12 protein-coding genes are annotated in these 15,110 nt (G+C 62.4%); 2 read left to right on the top strand and 10 right to left on the bottom strand.

What is annotated here, in order from left to right; all coding sequences use genetic code 11:
* Positions 1-387: 387 nt before the first annotated feature.
* Entirely contained in the window at positions 388-2,328 is a 1,941-nt protein-coding gene (locus CO670_RS26585) for a M23 family metallopeptidase (RefSeq protein ID WP_088677699.1), read from the top strand.
* Between the two features lie 60 nt (positions 2,329-2,388).
* Here CO670_RS26585 and clpB read toward each other — a convergent pair whose 3' ends face one another.
* The 6 genes from clpB to CO670_RS26555 form a co-directional block, all read right to left on the bottom strand.
* The gene (gene clpB / locus CO670_RS26580) at positions 2,389-4,989 is read right to left on the bottom strand and encodes an ATP-dependent chaperone ClpB (RefSeq protein ID WP_097592972.1); all 2,601 of its coding nucleotides are present in this window, start codon (positions 4,987-4,989) and stop codon (positions 2,389-2,391) included.
* Between the two features lie 254 nt (positions 4,990-5,243).
* Positions 5,244-5,969 carry a DUF4167 domain-containing protein gene (locus CO670_RS26575; protein ID WP_097592971.1) on the bottom strand — a complete coding sequence of 242 codons (726 nt, stop codon included), beginning with the start codon at positions 5,967-5,969 and terminating at the stop codon, positions 5,244-5,246.
* A 344-nt stretch (positions 5,970-6,313) separates the two neighbouring features.
* A complete protein-coding gene (gene prmC, locus CO670_RS26570) occupies positions 6,314-7,174 on the bottom strand; it encodes a peptide chain release factor N(5)-glutamine methyltransferase (protein ID WP_097592970.1) in 861 nt (286 codons plus the stop codon).
* Positions 7,171-8,250: a peptide chain release factor 1 gene (prfA, locus tag CO670_RS26565; RefSeq protein ID WP_088689307.1), complete on the bottom strand. Its 1,080-nt coding sequence runs from the start codon at positions 8,248-8,250 to the stop codon at positions 7,171-7,173. Before prfA ends, prmC begins: the two co-directional genes overlap by 4 nt.
* 28 nt (positions 8,251-8,278) lie before the next feature.
* The gene (gene ptsP, locus CO670_RS26560) at positions 8,279-10,546 is read right to left on the bottom strand and encodes a phosphoenolpyruvate--protein phosphotransferase (protein ID WP_088689306.1); all 2,268 of its coding nucleotides are present in this window, start codon (positions 10,544-10,546) and stop codon (positions 8,279-8,281) included.
* A gap of 89 nt (positions 10,547-10,635) precedes the next feature.
* The gene (locus tag CO670_RS26555) at positions 10,636-11,910 is read right to left on the bottom strand and encodes an aspartate kinase (protein ID WP_064686444.1); all 1,275 of its coding nucleotides are present in this window, start codon (positions 11,908-11,910) and stop codon (positions 10,636-10,638) included.
* Positions 11,911-12,206: 296 nt separating this feature from the next.
* Between CO670_RS26555 and ubiG the strand changes: the two genes are divergently transcribed.
* Positions 12,207-12,953, top strand: a complete 747-nt coding sequence (gene ubiG, locus CO670_RS26550) for a bifunctional 2-polyprenyl-6-hydroxyphenol methylase/3-demethylubiquinol 3-O-methyltransferase UbiG (RefSeq protein ID WP_097592969.1) — start codon at positions 12,207-12,209, stop codon at positions 12,951-12,953.
* A 20-nt stretch (positions 12,954-12,973) separates the two neighbouring features.
* On the opposite strand, the gene CO670_RS26545 is transcribed toward ubiG, so the two are convergent.
* Genes CO670_RS26545 through grxC form a run of 4 tightly spaced genes read right to left on the bottom strand, consistent with a single transcriptional unit; the run spans position 12,974 to position 15,104 of the window.
* The gene (locus CO670_RS26545) at positions 12,974-13,552 is read right to left on the bottom strand and encodes a DUF3291 domain-containing protein (protein WP_097592968.1); all 579 of its coding nucleotides are present in this window, start codon (positions 13,550-13,552) and stop codon (positions 12,974-12,976) included.
* A gap of 1 nt (position 13,553) precedes the next feature.
* Positions 13,554-13,982 (bottom strand): DUF1178 family protein, encoded by a 429-nt coding sequence (locus CO670_RS26540; protein WP_097592967.1) that lies wholly within the window; start codon positions 13,980-13,982, stop codon positions 13,554-13,556.
* On the bottom strand, positions 13,979-14,836 hold the full coding sequence (locus CO670_RS26535; RefSeq protein ID WP_088689302.1) for a carbon-nitrogen hydrolase family protein: 858 nt from the start codon (positions 14,834-14,836) through the stop codon (positions 13,979-13,981). Before CO670_RS26535 ends, CO670_RS26540 begins: the two co-directional genes overlap by 4 nt.
* A gap of 10 nt (positions 14,837-14,846) precedes the next feature.
* Entirely contained in the window at positions 14,847-15,104 is a 258-nt protein-coding gene (grxC, locus tag CO670_RS26530; RefSeq protein WP_088689301.1) for a glutaredoxin 3, read from the bottom strand.
* Between the last annotated feature and the right edge of the window lie 6 nt (positions 15,105-15,110).

The following is a 15,110-nucleotide window of genomic DNA, read 5'->3' as shown; positions in this document are numbered from 1 at the left end:
GGGCTTATAGAACTATCCCCTTTTCTAAGTCAACAGCGCTTTTTGAAAAAAATGATATTTCTTTCATCCTATTGTTTTCGCTGAGAAATTTTGAGGGGCGCGAAAATCGGGCCGTTTTCCGGATTCCGAACGGCCCGCTATGGCAGGAAAAATGATCGTCTTTCGACTTTTCGCGGGAAAGAACGCTCTTTCATCTTCCGCGCCCCGACATCATCACAATCTGCTGGTCTTAAGAGACACACGATTCACACAGGCAAAGGCGCGCAAACTGCCCTTCTCTGCGTGATTTGACTTCCATGCCTAAAATATGCACATCTTTCGCCCCAGCCAGGACGGCCAAGAAATGCTCCCAGAGACGTCGAATGTAAGGACGCGGACCCGACTGCCATGATGACGGAGAAAATGATGATCCGCTCGTTGGGCAACGAGCCTCCGCTTCTGGCCGACGGCAGGCGAGCCCCGGACCGTCGCGAGGTTTCCCTGCGGTGGCTCTCGGGCACGTTCCTCACCGGCATCACATCTTCCGTCCTGATGGGTGTCGCGCTTTTTGCCGCCCTCGACGGCCGCCAGCAGCTGGCGATCCCAGCCGAAGCCTATGCGAGTGCGGCCGCGGACGCGCATGTCGATACGACGGTGGTGCGCGGCGGCCGGCTGATCGCGCCTGCCATCGCCGCCAAACCTTCCGACCGCGCCATCATGGAAGTTTCGACCGTCGTCCACGAGGGCGAGAAAGAGGTCGTGCGCCGCCAGCCCTTCGCGCATGTGAAGATGACGCTGGCCGCCAACCACGTGGCGACCGAAGATTATCCGGATTTCGACCCCCTGGCGATTTTTTCCGCCGACGAGCCGCAGCCCGCGCCGCAAAGCCGGACCGGAGCGATTTACGGCTCCGACGTCGAGTCCGAAGTCAGCCTGAAGACCATTCCCTTCCCGACCGGCAAGACCGAAATGAAGATGGCTGCCGGCCTGTCGCTGGAAGAGGTCGAGGAGAACGTGCGCTCCAACGGCTCGGTCCTGACCGACGGCAACACGCAGCTTGCGGCGCTTTATTACGTCGATCCGCGCCGCTTCTCCAACGAGGATGCCGATGTCGATCTGACCGCAGGTCTTTCCGCCCGCGTGCTCGAGCAGAACATGACCGTCTCCGCACCGGAATCGATCACACCGGAGACCGAAGAATTCGCCGACGACGTCCTGCCCGTGCGCGCGGACACGACGATCTCCAAAGCGCTGATGGACTCAGGCTATCCGCAGCAATATGCCGATGGCATTGCCGGCTATATCGCGCAGCAGCTGGGTTCCAACGAACTCGAGAACGGCGACGTGCTGCGTATCGGCATCATTCAGAAGGGCGAGCAGGCCAAGATCATCCGGGCCAGCGTCTACCGCGGCACCCGCCACCTCACAACCGTAGCCCTCGACGACAAGGGCAAATACGTGGAGGGCACCGCGCCGCCGATGCTCGATGCCATCGCCACGGCCTTCGAAGACAATTCCTTCGCGCCGCCGCCCGGCCAGAACCTGCCGCGCGTCTATGACGGCATCTACCGCGCCGCCCTTTCCTACGGCATGACCAAGGATATGACGGCGCTGATCATCAAGCTTCTTGCCAGCAACGTCGATTTCCAGGCGCAGTTGAGGCCGAGCGATACGCTGGAGGCCTTCTTCTCCGTCGCCGACAGCGCCGGCAAGGCGACCGAGGATTCCGAACTGCTCTACGTCAACGCCCGTTTCGGCGACACGCAGACGCGCTTCTACCGCTTCCAGGATCCCGAAGACGGCACGGTCGATTATTTCGACGAGAACGGTAAGAGCATCCGTCAGTTCCTGCTGCGCAACCCCGTTCCGAACGGCATTTTCAAATCGGGCTTCGGCATGCGCCGTCACCCGATCCTGGGTTTTGCCCGCATGCACACCGGCGTCGATTGGGCGGCACCCCGCGGCACGGCGATCATCGCCGCCGGCAACGGCACCGTCGAAAAAGCCGGCTGGGATTCCGGCGGCTATGGCAACCAGACGATCATCCGTCATGCCAACGGCTATGAATCCTCCTACAATCATCAGAGCGCCATCGCCAAGGGCGTCGTCCCCGGCGCCAAGATCCGCCAGGGCCAGGTGATCGGTTGGGTCGGCACGACAGGCGAATCCACCGGCCCGCACCTGCATTACGAGCTGATCGTCAACGGCACCAAGGTCGATCCGCTGCGCATCCGCCTGCCGGGCGGCAAGTCGCTGCAGGGCGAGGCGCTCGCGAAATTCGAAGACGAGCGCAAGCGCATCGATACGCTGCTGAACAACCAGACGCCGGATCAGGTGGCGAGCAAGTAAGCTCCCGCCAGCAAAAATGGCGGCCGAAGCCGCCATCTCTCATTCATCCTGCAAACCGGTTCACGCCGCCTCGCTTACCGTCTGCCGCGTCTTGAACTGCAGCCGGTCCGAACCGCTCGTCACCTTCACCGTCGACCCGTCCGGCACCTGGCCGGAGAGGATCTGCTCGGCCAGCGGATCCTGCACGAACTTCTGGATCACCCGCTTCAGCGGCCTTGCGCCGTAGACCGGATCGTAACCCTTGTTCGCCAGCCAGTGGCGGGCGTCCTCATCGAGATCGATGACGATCTTGCGCTCGGACAAGAGCGCCACCAGCCGCTTCAGCTGGATATCGACGATCGCACCCATCTCTTCGCGCTTCAGGCGATGGAAGAGGATGATCTCATCGATGCGGTTCAGGAATTCCGGCCGGAAATGCCCGCGCACGACCTCCATCACCTGCTCGCGAACCGTATCGCTGTCATCGCCGTCCCTCAGCTGCGTCAGATACTCGGCGCCGAGGTTCGAGGTCATGATGATCATCGTGTTGCGGAAATCCACCGTCCGGCCCTGGCCGTCCGTCAGGCGTCCGTCATCCAGCACCTGCAGCAGGATGTTGAAGACGTCGGGATGCGCCTTTTCGATCTCGTCGAACAGCACGACCTGATAGGGCCTGCGGCGCACGGCTTCCGTCAACGCCCCGCCCTCATCGTAACCGACATAGCCGGGAGGTGCGCCGATCAGCCGGGCAACGGAGTGTTTCTCCATGTATTCCGACATGTCCATGCGCACCATCGCCGTCTCGTCGTCGAAGAGGAAGCGGGCGAGCGCCTTGGTGAGCTCCGTCTTGCCGACGCCGGTCGGGCCGAGGAAGATGAACGAGCCGATCGGCCGGTTCGGATCCTGCAGTCCGGCGCGCGCACGCCGTACCGCCCGCGACACGGCCTGCACCGCGTCGCCCTGGCCGATCACCGATTTCGCCAGCTCGTCTTCCATCCGAAGCAGCTTGTCGCGTTCGCCCTCGAGCATCTTGTCGACGGGAATGCCGGTCCAGCGGGAAACGACATGCGCGATATTGTCGGGAGTGACCACTTCCTGCACCATCGCACCGCGTTCGCCATCCTGCTTCTCGGCTTCGACGAGCTGCTTTTCGAGATCCGGAATGACGCCGTAGGTCAGCTCGCCGGCGCGCTGGAATTCACCCTTGCGCTGGGCGATCGCCAGTTCGTTACGGGCGTCGTCGAGTTGCTTCTTGAGATCGGCGGCAAGGCCGAGCTTCTGCTTTTCCGACTGCCAGCGGGCCGTCAGCGCATCGGCCTCCTCTTCGAAAGCAGCAAGTTCGGTCTCCAGCCGCTTCAGCCGGTCGGCGGAGGCGACGTCGGTCTCTTTCTTCAGCGCCTCGCGCTCGATCTTCAGCTGAATGATGCGGCGGTCGAGCTCGTCCAACTCTTCCGGCTTGGAATCCACCTGCATGCGAAGCCGCGCAGCCGCCTCGTCCATCAGGTCGATCGCCTTGTCGGGCAGGAAGCGGTCGGTGATGTAGCGGTTCGAAAGTGTCGCCGCCGCCACCAGCGCCGCATCGGCGATGCGCACCTTGTGATGCTGCTCGTATTTTTCCTTCAGGCCGCGCAGGATCGAGATCGTGTCCTCGACCGTCGGCTCCTCGACGACCACGGGCTGGAATCGGCGGGCAAGCGCCGGATCCTTCTCCACATGTTTGCGATATTCGTCGAGCGTGGTCGCACCGACGCAATGCAGCTCACCGCGGGCAAGAGCAGGCTTCAGCAGGTTGGAGGCGTCCATCGCCCCATCCGCCTTGCCGGCGCCGACCAGCGTGTGCATTTCGTCGATGAACAGGATGATCTCGCCGTTCTCCGCCTGCACCTCGTTGAGTACGGACTTCAGCCGCTCCTCGAATTCACCGCGGTATTTTGCACCGGCGATCAACGCGCCCATATCGAGCGCCATCAGCTTCTTGTCCTTGAGCGATTCCGGCACGTCGCCGTTGACGATGCGCAGCGCCAGGCCCTCGACGATCGCGGTCTTGCCGACGCCGGGTTCACCGATCAGCACCGGATTGTTCTTGGTACGGCGCGACAGCACCTGGATGGTGCGGCGGATCTCGTCGTCGCGGCCGATCACCGGATCGAGCTTGCCCTCGCGGGCTTCGCCGGTCAGATCGCGCGCGAACTTCTTCAGCGAATCGAAGCCCTGCTCGGCATTGGAGGAATCTGCGGTTCGCCCCTTGCGGATATCGTTGATGACCTGGTTGAGGCCCTGGGCCGTCACGCCGGCATTCTTCAGCGTCGAAAAGGTCGAAGCCGAAGATTCGATCGCCAGCGCCTGCAGCAGGCGTTCGACGGTGACGAAGCTGTCACCGGCCTTCTTCGCCGCTTCTTCGGCGGTCGAAAACACCTTTGCGAGCGGCTGCGCCAGATAGATGTTGCCGTTGCCGCCGGAGATTTTCGGCAATTTCGCAAGGGCCGCGTCATTGGCAAGGCGGGCGGCCTTGGCATCGCCGCCGGCGCGCTCGATCAGCGATGCGGCCATGCCCTGATCGTCGTCGAGCAGGACTTTCAGCACATGCTCGGGCGAAAATTGCTGATGACCCTGCGCCAGCGCATAGGTCTGGGCCGACTGGACGAAGCCGCGCACCCGCTCCGAATATTTCTCGATATTCATATTCCACCTCCATGGATCGCCCTGCCCTCGTGGAGGCGCAGACCGATGATTGAGATCGACCCCCTGAAAAGGCGGGCCGCGCTTGGCCCGTCTGGGATTTGGGCGAAGCAGTCGAGGAGAATATGGTAGCCTGTTCCAGCAGTTTAAAGAGCCCGGAAAATGAAAATCCCCGGCGCCGGGCCGGGGATTTTCCAAGGAAATTCGCGTGGATCACGTGAGCGTCCGGCTCTCGTGACGAGGAGAGGGGAAACCCCTCACTCCGATGTGGCGTCCGCCAAGACAGGCGCCTCGGCGGCAGCACCCTCGCCTTCCGAGCCGGCATCGCCTTCTGCGCCACGGCGCGGGCGACGCGGACGGTTGCCGGCGCTGCGGCGGCGGGGCTGACGTTCGCGCGACTGGCCGGCGGAACCTTCCTCATCCATGGCGACCTCGGCGGGAATGCCTTCGATCTCCGGCTGCGGGCCGGTTCCATCCATGACTTCGGGCTGAGGTGCCGGGGCGGGCGCTGCAACGGGCGCCGGCTTCGGCTGTGCCTGCGGCTGGTGCTGCCTGTTCTGCGGCGGCTGGACAACAACGACATCGTCGCCGTCATTGTCGTTCGTATCGATGTCGTCGCCCTCACGCTCGGCGGCTTCGCGATCATTGTATTCGCCGCGGTCGTCGCGCTGGAAGCGTTCCTGCATCTGCGCCTGGGCGCTTGCGATGATACGATTGTAATGTTCGGCGTGCTGCAGATAGTTCTCGGCGATGACGCGGTCGCCGGAACTCTGGGCGTCGCGGGCGAGCTGCGCGTATTTTTCTGCGATATGCTGGGCAGTGCCGCGGATTTTCACATCGGGGCCGGAGCTGTCATAGGTCCGGGTCAGCGGGTTGCCGCCCTTGCGGTTGAAATTGTTGTTATTGTTATTTCCACCGCCGCCATTGTTATTGTTGTTGTTACCACGCCCGCGACCGCGCTTGTTCTGCTGTCCTGGCCTCATAGATCGTTCACCTGAATTCTCTGTTTGTGATGGATACATGGCACCAACCGCCATGACCGGAAAACCGGGTCAGGACCTTTGTGCCGCGAGCATACTGCGCCTTTGCGCCGACCTGCCGCTTGGTTCTCAAGTCAGTTTGACTGATTCACGCATTGGGTCGTGTTCAACCGTTGAAACTCTCGTTTAAAAGAGCGGACCCCCGAGGCAAACCAAGTACCGAACGAATCTCGTTCATTCCTATCTGCCCAACACGTGTCCGCAACCTATATTGCTTCCCCCGGAAATCCAAGCCTTTTCTTCGCAATAGCAATAATGTTCTGTTCAATGCCGGCAATTATCGCCCGTCACGCGAGCGCGAACACGAGCACCCTGTCGTTCTGACCGTAATCTTTAACGGATTTGAGGCACTTGAAGCCTTCCGCTTCGAAGATTGCCGTCACATCGTTTCGCTGATCGTAGCCGATTTCCAGTCCCACGACCCCATCAGGCCTCATGAACCTTGCCGCATCCTTGGCTATGGCTTTGTAGGCGTCAAGCCCATCCGGGCCGCCATCCAGCGCTGCAACCGGATCAAATTTCGTCACTTCGGGAGCGAGATCGTGAATGACCTTGGAGGCAATATAGGGCGGATTTGAGACAATCGCGTGAAACGAGCCCTGGATGTTCTCGAACCATCTCGACTGCACGGCTTGAAAGCGATCCTGCAACCCGTTTCTTTCTGCGTTTGACTTTGCCGTCCCAAGTGCATCCGACGATATGTCGCTGCCGATACCTGACGCATCGGGACATTCGCTCAAAAGCGCGAGGCATATCGCCCCGGTCCCGGTTCCTATATCAAGGATATGGAGATTGCCCTCAGCCTTTGCAAGGTCCCTGAGATAGGGAAGCACCGTGTCGACGAGGATTTCCGTATCCGGGCGCGGTTCCAGCGTTTCCGCCGAAAGCCGAAGCGCCAGGCCGTAGAATTCCCGTTCGCCGAGGATGCGGTGCACCGGCTCGTGGGCGAGCCGCCGTTCCAGCGCCTTGAAAATCACCTCCGCCTGCTCGGGAGAAAGCCCCTCAGCCGATCGTGTCAGAAGCTCGGTCGACGACAGTTTCAGAAGACCTGCGACCAGCAGCCGCGCATCGGTCGCCGGGTCGGCGATACCGCCCTTGGTAAAGCGGCGCCGCGCCTCGGCCAGCATATCGGCGACCGTCGGGCTCACGGCTGTTCGCCGAGCTGCGCCAGCTGGCTTGCCTGATAGTCGGCCATCAGCGCGTCGACGACTTCCTCGATCTCGCCTTCCATCATCCGATCGAGCTTGTAGAGCGTTAGGTTGATGCGGTGGTCGGTCACCCGCCCCTGCGGGAAATTATAGGTGCGGATGCGCTCGGAGCGGTCGCCGGAACCGACCTGGCTCTTGCGGTCGGCCGAGCGCTCGCTGTCGGCGCGCTGCCGTTCGGCATCGTAAAGCCTGGAGCGCAGCACCTGCATCGCCTTGGCGCGGTTCTGATGCTGCGATTTTTCCGAGCTGGTGACGACGATGCCGGTCGGCAGGTGAGTGATGCGCACCGCCGAGTCGGTCGTATTGACGTGCTGGCCGCCGGCGCCCGAAGAGCGCATCGTGTCGATGCGGATGTCTTCCGGCCGGATCTCGATATCGATCTCCTCGGCTTCCGGCAGCACCGCCACCGTCGCGGCCGACGTGTGAATGCGCCCGCCCGCCTCGGTCTCCGGCACGCGCTGTACGCGGTGCACGCCGGATTCGAATTTCAGCTTGGCGAAGACGCCCCTCCCCGTGATCGTCGCAATGATTTCCTTATAGCCGCCGGCTTCGCCCTCGCTCGCCGAGAGCACCTCGACTTTCCAGCCCTTCTCGGAGGCGAAACGCTCATACATGCGAAAGAGATCGCCGGCGAAAAGCGCCGCTTCCGAGCCGCCGGTGCCGGCGCGGATTTCGAGGATCGCGCTTTTTTCGTCCGCCGCATCCTTCGGCAGCAGCAGGATCTGCATCTCCTGCTCCAGCGCCTCGATCCGCTCCTTCACCTCGGGCAGTTCGAGTTCGGCGAGGTCGCGCATCTCGCGATCGACCGATTTGTCCTCCAGCAGCGCGTCGAGATCGGCAAGCTCGGCGACCGCCTTCTCATAGGCGCGGATCTTCGTGACGACAGGTTGCAGCTCGGAATATTCGGACGCAAGCTTCACATAGACGTCGGCGGCAGGGCCGGCCGACATGCGCGCTTCGATCTCGCCGAAACGGCGTTCCAGCTCGCGCATCTTTTCAACGGGAAGCTTCGCCACCCTTCGCTCCGATTCTTCTTATATATGCCTAAAGGGGAATATTGTGGCTCTCGGCGAAGCGGGCAAGCACCTCGCGCATCGGCACGGTGGCGCTGTTGTCGTCCAGCACCTCATCCATCGCCTTCGTCAGCGCGCCGACATCAAGGCCGAGCAGCATCGCTTTCACCGGCCCGATCGAGGCCGGCGACATCGAAATCGAGCGGAAACCGATGCCGAGCAGCGCCATTGCCGAGAGCGGCTTGCCGGCAAGTTCGCCGCAAAGCGTCACCGGCGTCTTGTTTCGGTCCGCCCCGCGCACGATGTCGCGCAGGATGCGCAAGAACGGCTTGCCGAGCGGATCGAAGCGGTCCGACACCCGTGCATTGCCGCGATCGACGGCCATCGAGAACTGGAAGAGGTCGTTCGAACCGACCGAAACGAAATCAACCGCCTCCATCAGCTCGTCGAGCTGCCAGAGCAGTGCCGGCACCTCAAGCATCGCACCGAATTGCAGCTTGCGCGGCAGCCCATGGCCGAAACGCGAGAGATGCTGCACTTCCTTCTGCAGGAGCTCACGCACCGTCCTCAGCTCGGACACCTCGGTCACCATCGGCACCATCAGCTTCAGCTCGGTGTCCGCCGACGCTTTCAGCAGGGCGCGCAACTGGGTGCGCAGCAATCCCGGCCGGTCGAGCGACAGCCGGATGGCGCGCCAGCCGAGCGCGGGGTTTTCCTCCTCGTGGCCGCGGAAATAGGGCACGACCTTGTCGCCACCGATATCGAGCGTGCGGAAGGTCACGACGCGGCCTGCCGCCTGTTTGATCACATTGCGGTAGAACTGCTCCTGCTCGTCCGCCTTCGGCATGGTGGAGGCGATCATGAATTGCAGCTCGGTACGGAAGAGACCGATGCCCTCTGCACCCGATTCAGAAAGCTGCGGCAGATCGACCAACAGGCCGGCATTCATCATCAGCGAGATCCGCTGGCCGTCCTTGGTGACCGGCTCGATGGCGCGCAGCGCCCGGAACTGTTCCTGCCGCCTGGCGCGGAAGCGAACCTTTTCTTCGTAGGAACGGCGATGATCGGCCATTGGCCTGAGATGCACATGCCCCTCGTCGGCGTCGATGATCACGGCATCGCCGTTTTCGGCCAGCGCCACCACCCCGGCCGCCTGGCCGATGACCGGAATGCCCATGGCGCGGGCGACGATCACCACATGGCTGGTCACCGCCCCTTCTTCCAGCACCAGCCCGCGGACATTGGAGCGCGGATAATCGAGCAGTTCGGCCGCACCCATGGCGCGGGCCAGAATGATCGCATCATTCGGGAAGCCTTCGGCGGTCGTCCGGCCGGTATAGCCGGTCAGCTGCCTGAGCAGCCGGTTCGCCAGATCCTCGAAATCATGCATGCGTTCGCGCAGATACGGGTCGGTCAACCGCATCATCCGCGCCTTGGTGTCGCTCTGCACCTTCTCGACCGCCGCTTCGGCCGTCAGACCGTTGCGGATCGCTTCCTCGAGCTTGCGCACCCAGCCCTGGTCATGGGCGAACATGCGATAGGTTTCAAGCACTTCGCGATGCTCGCCCTCCATCGATACGTCGCGGCGCGACAGCATGTCGTCGATCGAGATCCTCAGCGACCCCATGGCCTCCGCCAGCCGCCGGATCTCCTTCTCCGCATCCTCGTTGAGCAGGTTGGTGACGACGATGCGCGGTTCGTGCAGCACGACGTAGCCGAGGCCGATGCCGTCATTATAGGTATCGCCGTCGATCGTCACCGAGCGCGTCAGGTCGAGTTCGAGGCCCGGCTTGGTGATCTTCTTGAGCTCGCCGGTGGCGATCATCTCGGCAAGCACCATCGCCGTCGTTTCGAGCGCCTCGACCTCTTCGTCGCGATAATTGCGGCTCGCCTTGTTCTGCACGACGAGAACACCGAGCGAGCGTCCGGTTCTCAAGATCGGCACGCCGAGGAAGGAATGATAGATTTCTTCGCCCGTCTCGGGCAGGTAGCGGAAGGCCGGATGCGACTGTGCGTCGGAAAGGTTGAGCGGCTGCGCCGAAGCCGCGATCGTGCCGACGAGGCCCTGGCCCATCTTCAGCTGCGCCAGGTGCACGGCTTCGCGGTTGAGACCTTCGGTCGCATAGAGTTCGAGCACGCCGTCGGCGCGCAGCACATAGACGGAGCAGACTTCCGCCACCATGTTGCCGGCAATCTGTCGGACGATCCGGTCAAGACGATCCTGCGGCTCCAGCGGCTCTGCCATCAACTCGCGCAGCCGCCTGAGCAGCACGCGCGGACCGCCGGAAAGGTCTCTCATGACGTCTCAAGCTCCCGAAACAATGCTCTGTGTCCCGGCGGGCCTGCCTCCGTCTCCTCAACCTGAAGGGGCAGGCCGCCCACTGGGAATCAATTCTTATCCAGACCGTAGCAGGAATGCAAAGTCCTGACAGCGAGTTCTGCATAGGGACCGTCGATCAGGATGGAAATCTTGATCTCGGAGGTCGTGATCGCCTTGATGTTGATGCCTTTTTCGGCAAGTGCACGAAACGCGGTCGCGGCAACGCCGGCATGGCTGCGCATGCCGATACCAATGACGGAGACTTTCACCAGGCCCGATTCGTTCTGCACGACATCGTAGCCGATCTTCTCCTTATGGTCGCCGAGCACCTTGATCGCCTTTTCGACGTCGCCCGACGGCACGGTGAAGGTCATGTCGGTCTTCGATCCGTCCTCGGAAATATTCTGGACGATCATGTCGACATTGATATGGGATTCGGCAAGCGGCCCGAAGATCGCGGCGGAAACGCCCGGCCGGTCGGCAAGACGGCGAAGCGAGATCTGAGCCTCATCCTTGGCATAGGCGATGCCGGTGACTACTTCCTGTTCCACGATTTCATCCTCGTCACAAATCAGCGTTCCGGGCGGGTTCAACAGATCGCCCATGCCCGGAGCATCGGGATCTTCGAAAGACGAGCGCACGAAGGTACGCACCTTGTGCACCATGGCAAGCTCGACCGAGCGCACCTGCAGCACCTTGGCGCCGAGCGAGGCCATCTCGAGCATTTCCTCGAAGGCGATCTTCTTCAGCCTGCGCGCCTGCGGCACGATGCGCGGATCGGTCGTGTAGACGCCGTCGACATCGGTATAGATATCGCAGCGATCCGCTTTGACAGCGGCCGCGATGGCAACGGCCGACGTATCCGATCCGCCGCGCCCGAGCGTTGCGAGGCGATTGTCGGGCCCCAATCCCTGGAAGCCGGCGATGACGGCGACCTGTCCCTCGCCCATCCGCTTGATGATGTCGGAACCGTCGATCTCCAGGATGCGCGCCGCGCCATGGGCGTTGTCGGTGCGGATCGGGATCTGCCACCCCTGCCAGGAGCGCGCATTGATATCCATTGCCTGCAATGCGATCGCCAGCAGACCCGAGGTCACCTGCTCGCCGGAAGCGACCACCGCGTCATATTCGCGCGCATCGTAGAAGGGGGAATTGGCGCCGATCACCTTCGGCATGCCCTGCACCCAGCCGACCAGCTCATTGGTCTTGCCGGACATGGCCGAGACCACCACCGCCACCTCGTGGCCGGCATCGACTTCGCGTTTCACGTGGCGGGCAACGTTCTTGATGCGGTCCAGGTCAGCGACGGACGTGCCGCCGAATTTCATTACGATGCGTGCCATATGCCTCTACCACGACTGGCGCCGGAAAGCGGAAACCCGGACCCGGCATCACGAAAGCTCTGGGGCGGACCGCTTGGCGAAAGAGCCGCATCCCCGTTTCTGGAACCGCTCTAAAGCCCAGGCCCCTGAAGGCCCCAAGTTGCGGCGTCTCTTAGCGAGTTTGGCGGGGGGAGGCAAGCGTACACGACAAAAGCAATTGCCGGCCATTTGCGCACTCACGCCTGCCCTCATGCGCCGCCCCTTGACTTATGCCCCCGATCGTCCGACTTCACATGACACGAACGATGGAGAAAGCCATGACGGAAACCGCCAGAAGCACGATCGACCAGGGCGAAGTGGACCGCTTCTCGGCGATGGCGGCGGAATGGTGGAGCCCGACCGGCAAGTTCAAGCCGTTGCACAAGTTCAATCCCGTCCGGCTCGCCTATATAAGAGACAAGGCCTGCGAGAATTTCGGCCGTGATCCGAAAAGCGCCCGCCCGCTCGAGGGGCTGCGTGTGCTCGATATCGGCTGCGGCGGCGGCCTCCTGTCCGAACCCGTCGCCCGCATGGGCGCCTCGGTCGTCGGCGCCGATCCTTCCGAGAAGAATATCGGCATCGCCTCGACCCACGCCAAGGCGTCCGGCGTTCCGGTGGACTATCGCGCCGTCACTGCCGAGGAGCTCGCAGAGGCCGGCGAGACCTTCGACATCGTCTTGAACATGGAAGTGGTCGAACACGTCGCCGACGTCGAACTCTTCATGACGACCTGCGCGAAAATGGTCCGCCCCGGCGGCCTGATCTTCGTCGCCACCATCAACCGCACAATGAAGGCGGCAGCCCTTGCCATCTTCGCCGCCGAGAACATCTTGCGCTGGCTGCCGCGCGGCACGCATCAATATGAAAAACTGGTGCGCCCGGAGGAGCTGGAAAAGCCACTCAACGCAAGCGGCCTGGAAATCACCGACCGCACCGGCGTCTTTTTCAATCCGCTGTCGAACCAGTGGAACCTGTCCAGGGATATGGACGTGAACTATATGTTGCTGGCCAGGCGCGAAGCGTAATTCGGCAGCCAATTAGCCGACTAAACTTTTAGCGTTTGGACGTAAGCAAGCAGATCCGTCTGGGTTTCGGCATTGCGTGCAGCAAGTTCCTTGACCCGATCGCGATCGATCGAGATCTCGGCGCCCTCAGGCCCGTAGGGCTGTTTGAACGTAAAAGCGTGCGGACTCGACCCGTGGTCGGCGAGATATTCCAGGCGCTCGACCCCTTCTTGCCAGTCCGGCCGATGATGAGCCGCAACCCACCACAAAACCAGCGGCGGCCATGTCGGCTTCACGTTCCAATTGCGGGCATTCTTCAAGGCCTCGGCGTGCACGCCGTTATAGGTGAAGGCCATCAGGGACTCGATGTCTGCCCAGAGCGAAAGGGACGAAGGGGCAGAGTCAAAACCGCTGCCTTTCATGTAACGAGGAAAGACCTGAACGCCCCAGCTCCGAGCGCCGGGATAACCGGCATAGCCGGAGCGTCCGATGAAGCCGCAGGCGCGAGCGGCGGCTTCGAAATTCGCAGGTTCGCGCAGAACGAAGCCTTTGACCGCTTCACTTTCGGCAGGGGCGACATGCAGGCCGAAGTTATAGAAGGCCAGACGCGCGGACCGCATATCAATTCACATCCTCAGGCAAAACCGGAATGGCGGCGATCTCGATGCCCTCCTCCACGAGCGCCTGCGCCTCGTCGATGGTCGCCTGGCCGATGATGCCGCGGGCGTCCGCCTCTCCATAATGGATCTTGCGCGCTTCCTCGGGAAACTTCGTACCGACATCCTCGGAATTGGCCTTCACCGCCGCGACGGCCTCTTTCAGCTTGTCGAGGGCCTCACGGCGCATGGCGTCCATCGCCAGTGTCTGCCTCTCGTCCTTCTTGCGCGCGGTCGACACCGAAGGCGCCATCAGGAGTTTGGAAATAGCGGCGGAATGGCAGACAGGACAGGTCAGGAAACCGGTCGCGACCTGGCGGTCGAAGTCGACGCTTTCGGAAAACCAGCCTTCGAATTCATGGGCGCTGTCACAGGTCAGGGAATAGCGGATCAAGCGGCGACGCCTCCTGCGACTGCCCCCGCAATCTTCTCGACCGAGAATTCCCGGCCGTTCCTCAGGTTCGGGATCTTGTCATGGGCGGCCTTCACCGCGCTGGGATCGATCTCGGCAACGATGACTGCCTCGCCGCTGGCGCCGGCAGAGGCCAATACAGTGCCCCAGGGGTCGATGATCATCGAATGGCCGAAAGTCTCGCGCCCGTCCTCGTGCCGGCCGGCCTGCGCGGCGGCAATCACGAAGACGCCGTTCTCGATGGCGCGCGCCCGGAGCAGGATTTCCCAATGCGCCTCGCCGGTCTGCCTGGTGAAGGCGGCGGGCACCGTCATCACCTCTGCGCCGGCAATGGCCTGGGCGCGAAAGAGCGCCGGGAACCGGACGTCGTAGCAGATGGCAAAGCCCATTTCGGCGAAGGGCAGCGACAGGACGCGCGCTTCCGAGCCGGCCGTATAGGCCGCACTTTCGCGCCAGCTCTCGCCATTATCGAGATCGACGTCGAACATGTGGATCTTGTCGTAGCGATTGAGGATGCGTCCGTCGGGACCGAAGAGGAAGCCGCGATTGGCAATCTTGCCGTCGGCAAGCGCAATCGCCGTCGAGCCGACATGCATGTAGATGCCAAGCTCTGCGGCAAGCGCCGAACCGGTTTTGACGATGATATCGCGTGTCTCATCGGCAAGCACGGCGCGTGCCGCCGCTCGATCCCGCTGCAGCATGCCGGTCATTTCGGGCGTCTGCACATAGGTCGCCCCCTGCGCGGCGGCCTCGCGCACCAGCCGCGCCATGGCGGCGGCGTTCTTTTCCGGATCGACCCCTGAACACATCTGGACGGCGGCGGCCTTGAAGCTCATCGGTTCGTCCTCAGACCGCCAGCATCGGATCGAGCTTGCCGGCCCGATCGAGCGCGAAGAGGTCGTCGCAGCCGCCGACATGTTCGGCGCCGATGAAGATCTGCGGAAATGTCGTGCGCCCGTTGGCCTTGCCGATCATCTCCTGGCGAAGGTCCGGCGAATATGTCGCATCGTGCTCGACATAGTCGACGCCCTTTTGTTCTAGAAGCGACTTGGCGCGGGAGCAGTAGCCGCAGAACTGCCGTGTATAGATGGTGACGGGTACCATGATATC

It is taken from the genome of Rhizobium sp. J15 (assembly GCF_002531825.1).
In the GTDB taxonomy this organism is placed as follows: Bacteria; Pseudomonadota; Alphaproteobacteria; order Rhizobiales; family Rhizobiaceae; genus Rhizobium.
Note: the sequence above shows the minus strand (reverse complement) of the source record. Positions and strands in the feature narration are given on the sequence as shown.

Bases quoted from the DNA above. Each gene is read 5' to 3' on its own strand.
- CO670_RS26585 (WP_088677699.1), top strand. From the start codon at position 388: ATGATGACGGAGAAAATGATGATCCGCTCGTTGGGCAACGAGCCTCCG.
- clpB (WP_097592972.1), bottom strand. From the start codon at position 4,989: ATGAATATCGAGAAATATTCGGAGCGGGTGCGCGGCTTCGTCCAGTCG.
- CO670_RS26575 (WP_097592971.1), bottom strand. From the start codon at position 5,969: ATGAGGCCAGGACAGCAGAACAAGCGCGGTCGCGGGCGTGGTAACAAC.
- ptsP (WP_088689306.1), bottom strand. From the start codon at position 10,546: ATGAGAGACCTTTCCGGCGGTCCGCGCGTGCTGCTCAGGCGGCTGCGC.
- CO670_RS26555 (WP_064686444.1), bottom strand. From the start codon at position 11,910: ATGGCACGCATCGTAATGAAATTCGGCGGCACGTCCGTCGCTGACCTG.
- ubiG (WP_097592969.1), top strand. From the start codon at position 12,207: ATGACGGAAACCGCCAGAAGCACGATCGACCAGGGCGAAGTGGACCGC.
- CO670_RS26545 (WP_097592968.1), bottom strand. From the start codon at position 13,552: ATGCGGTCCGCGCGTCTGGCCTTCTATAACTTCGGCCTGCATGTCGCC.
- CO670_RS26535 (WP_088689302.1), bottom strand. From the start codon at position 14,836: ATGAGCTTCAAGGCCGCCGCCGTCCAGATGTGTTCAGGGGTCGATCCG.
- grxC (WP_088689301.1), bottom strand. From the start codon at position 15,104: ATGGTACCCGTCACCATCTATACACGGCAGTTCTGCGGCTACTGCTCC.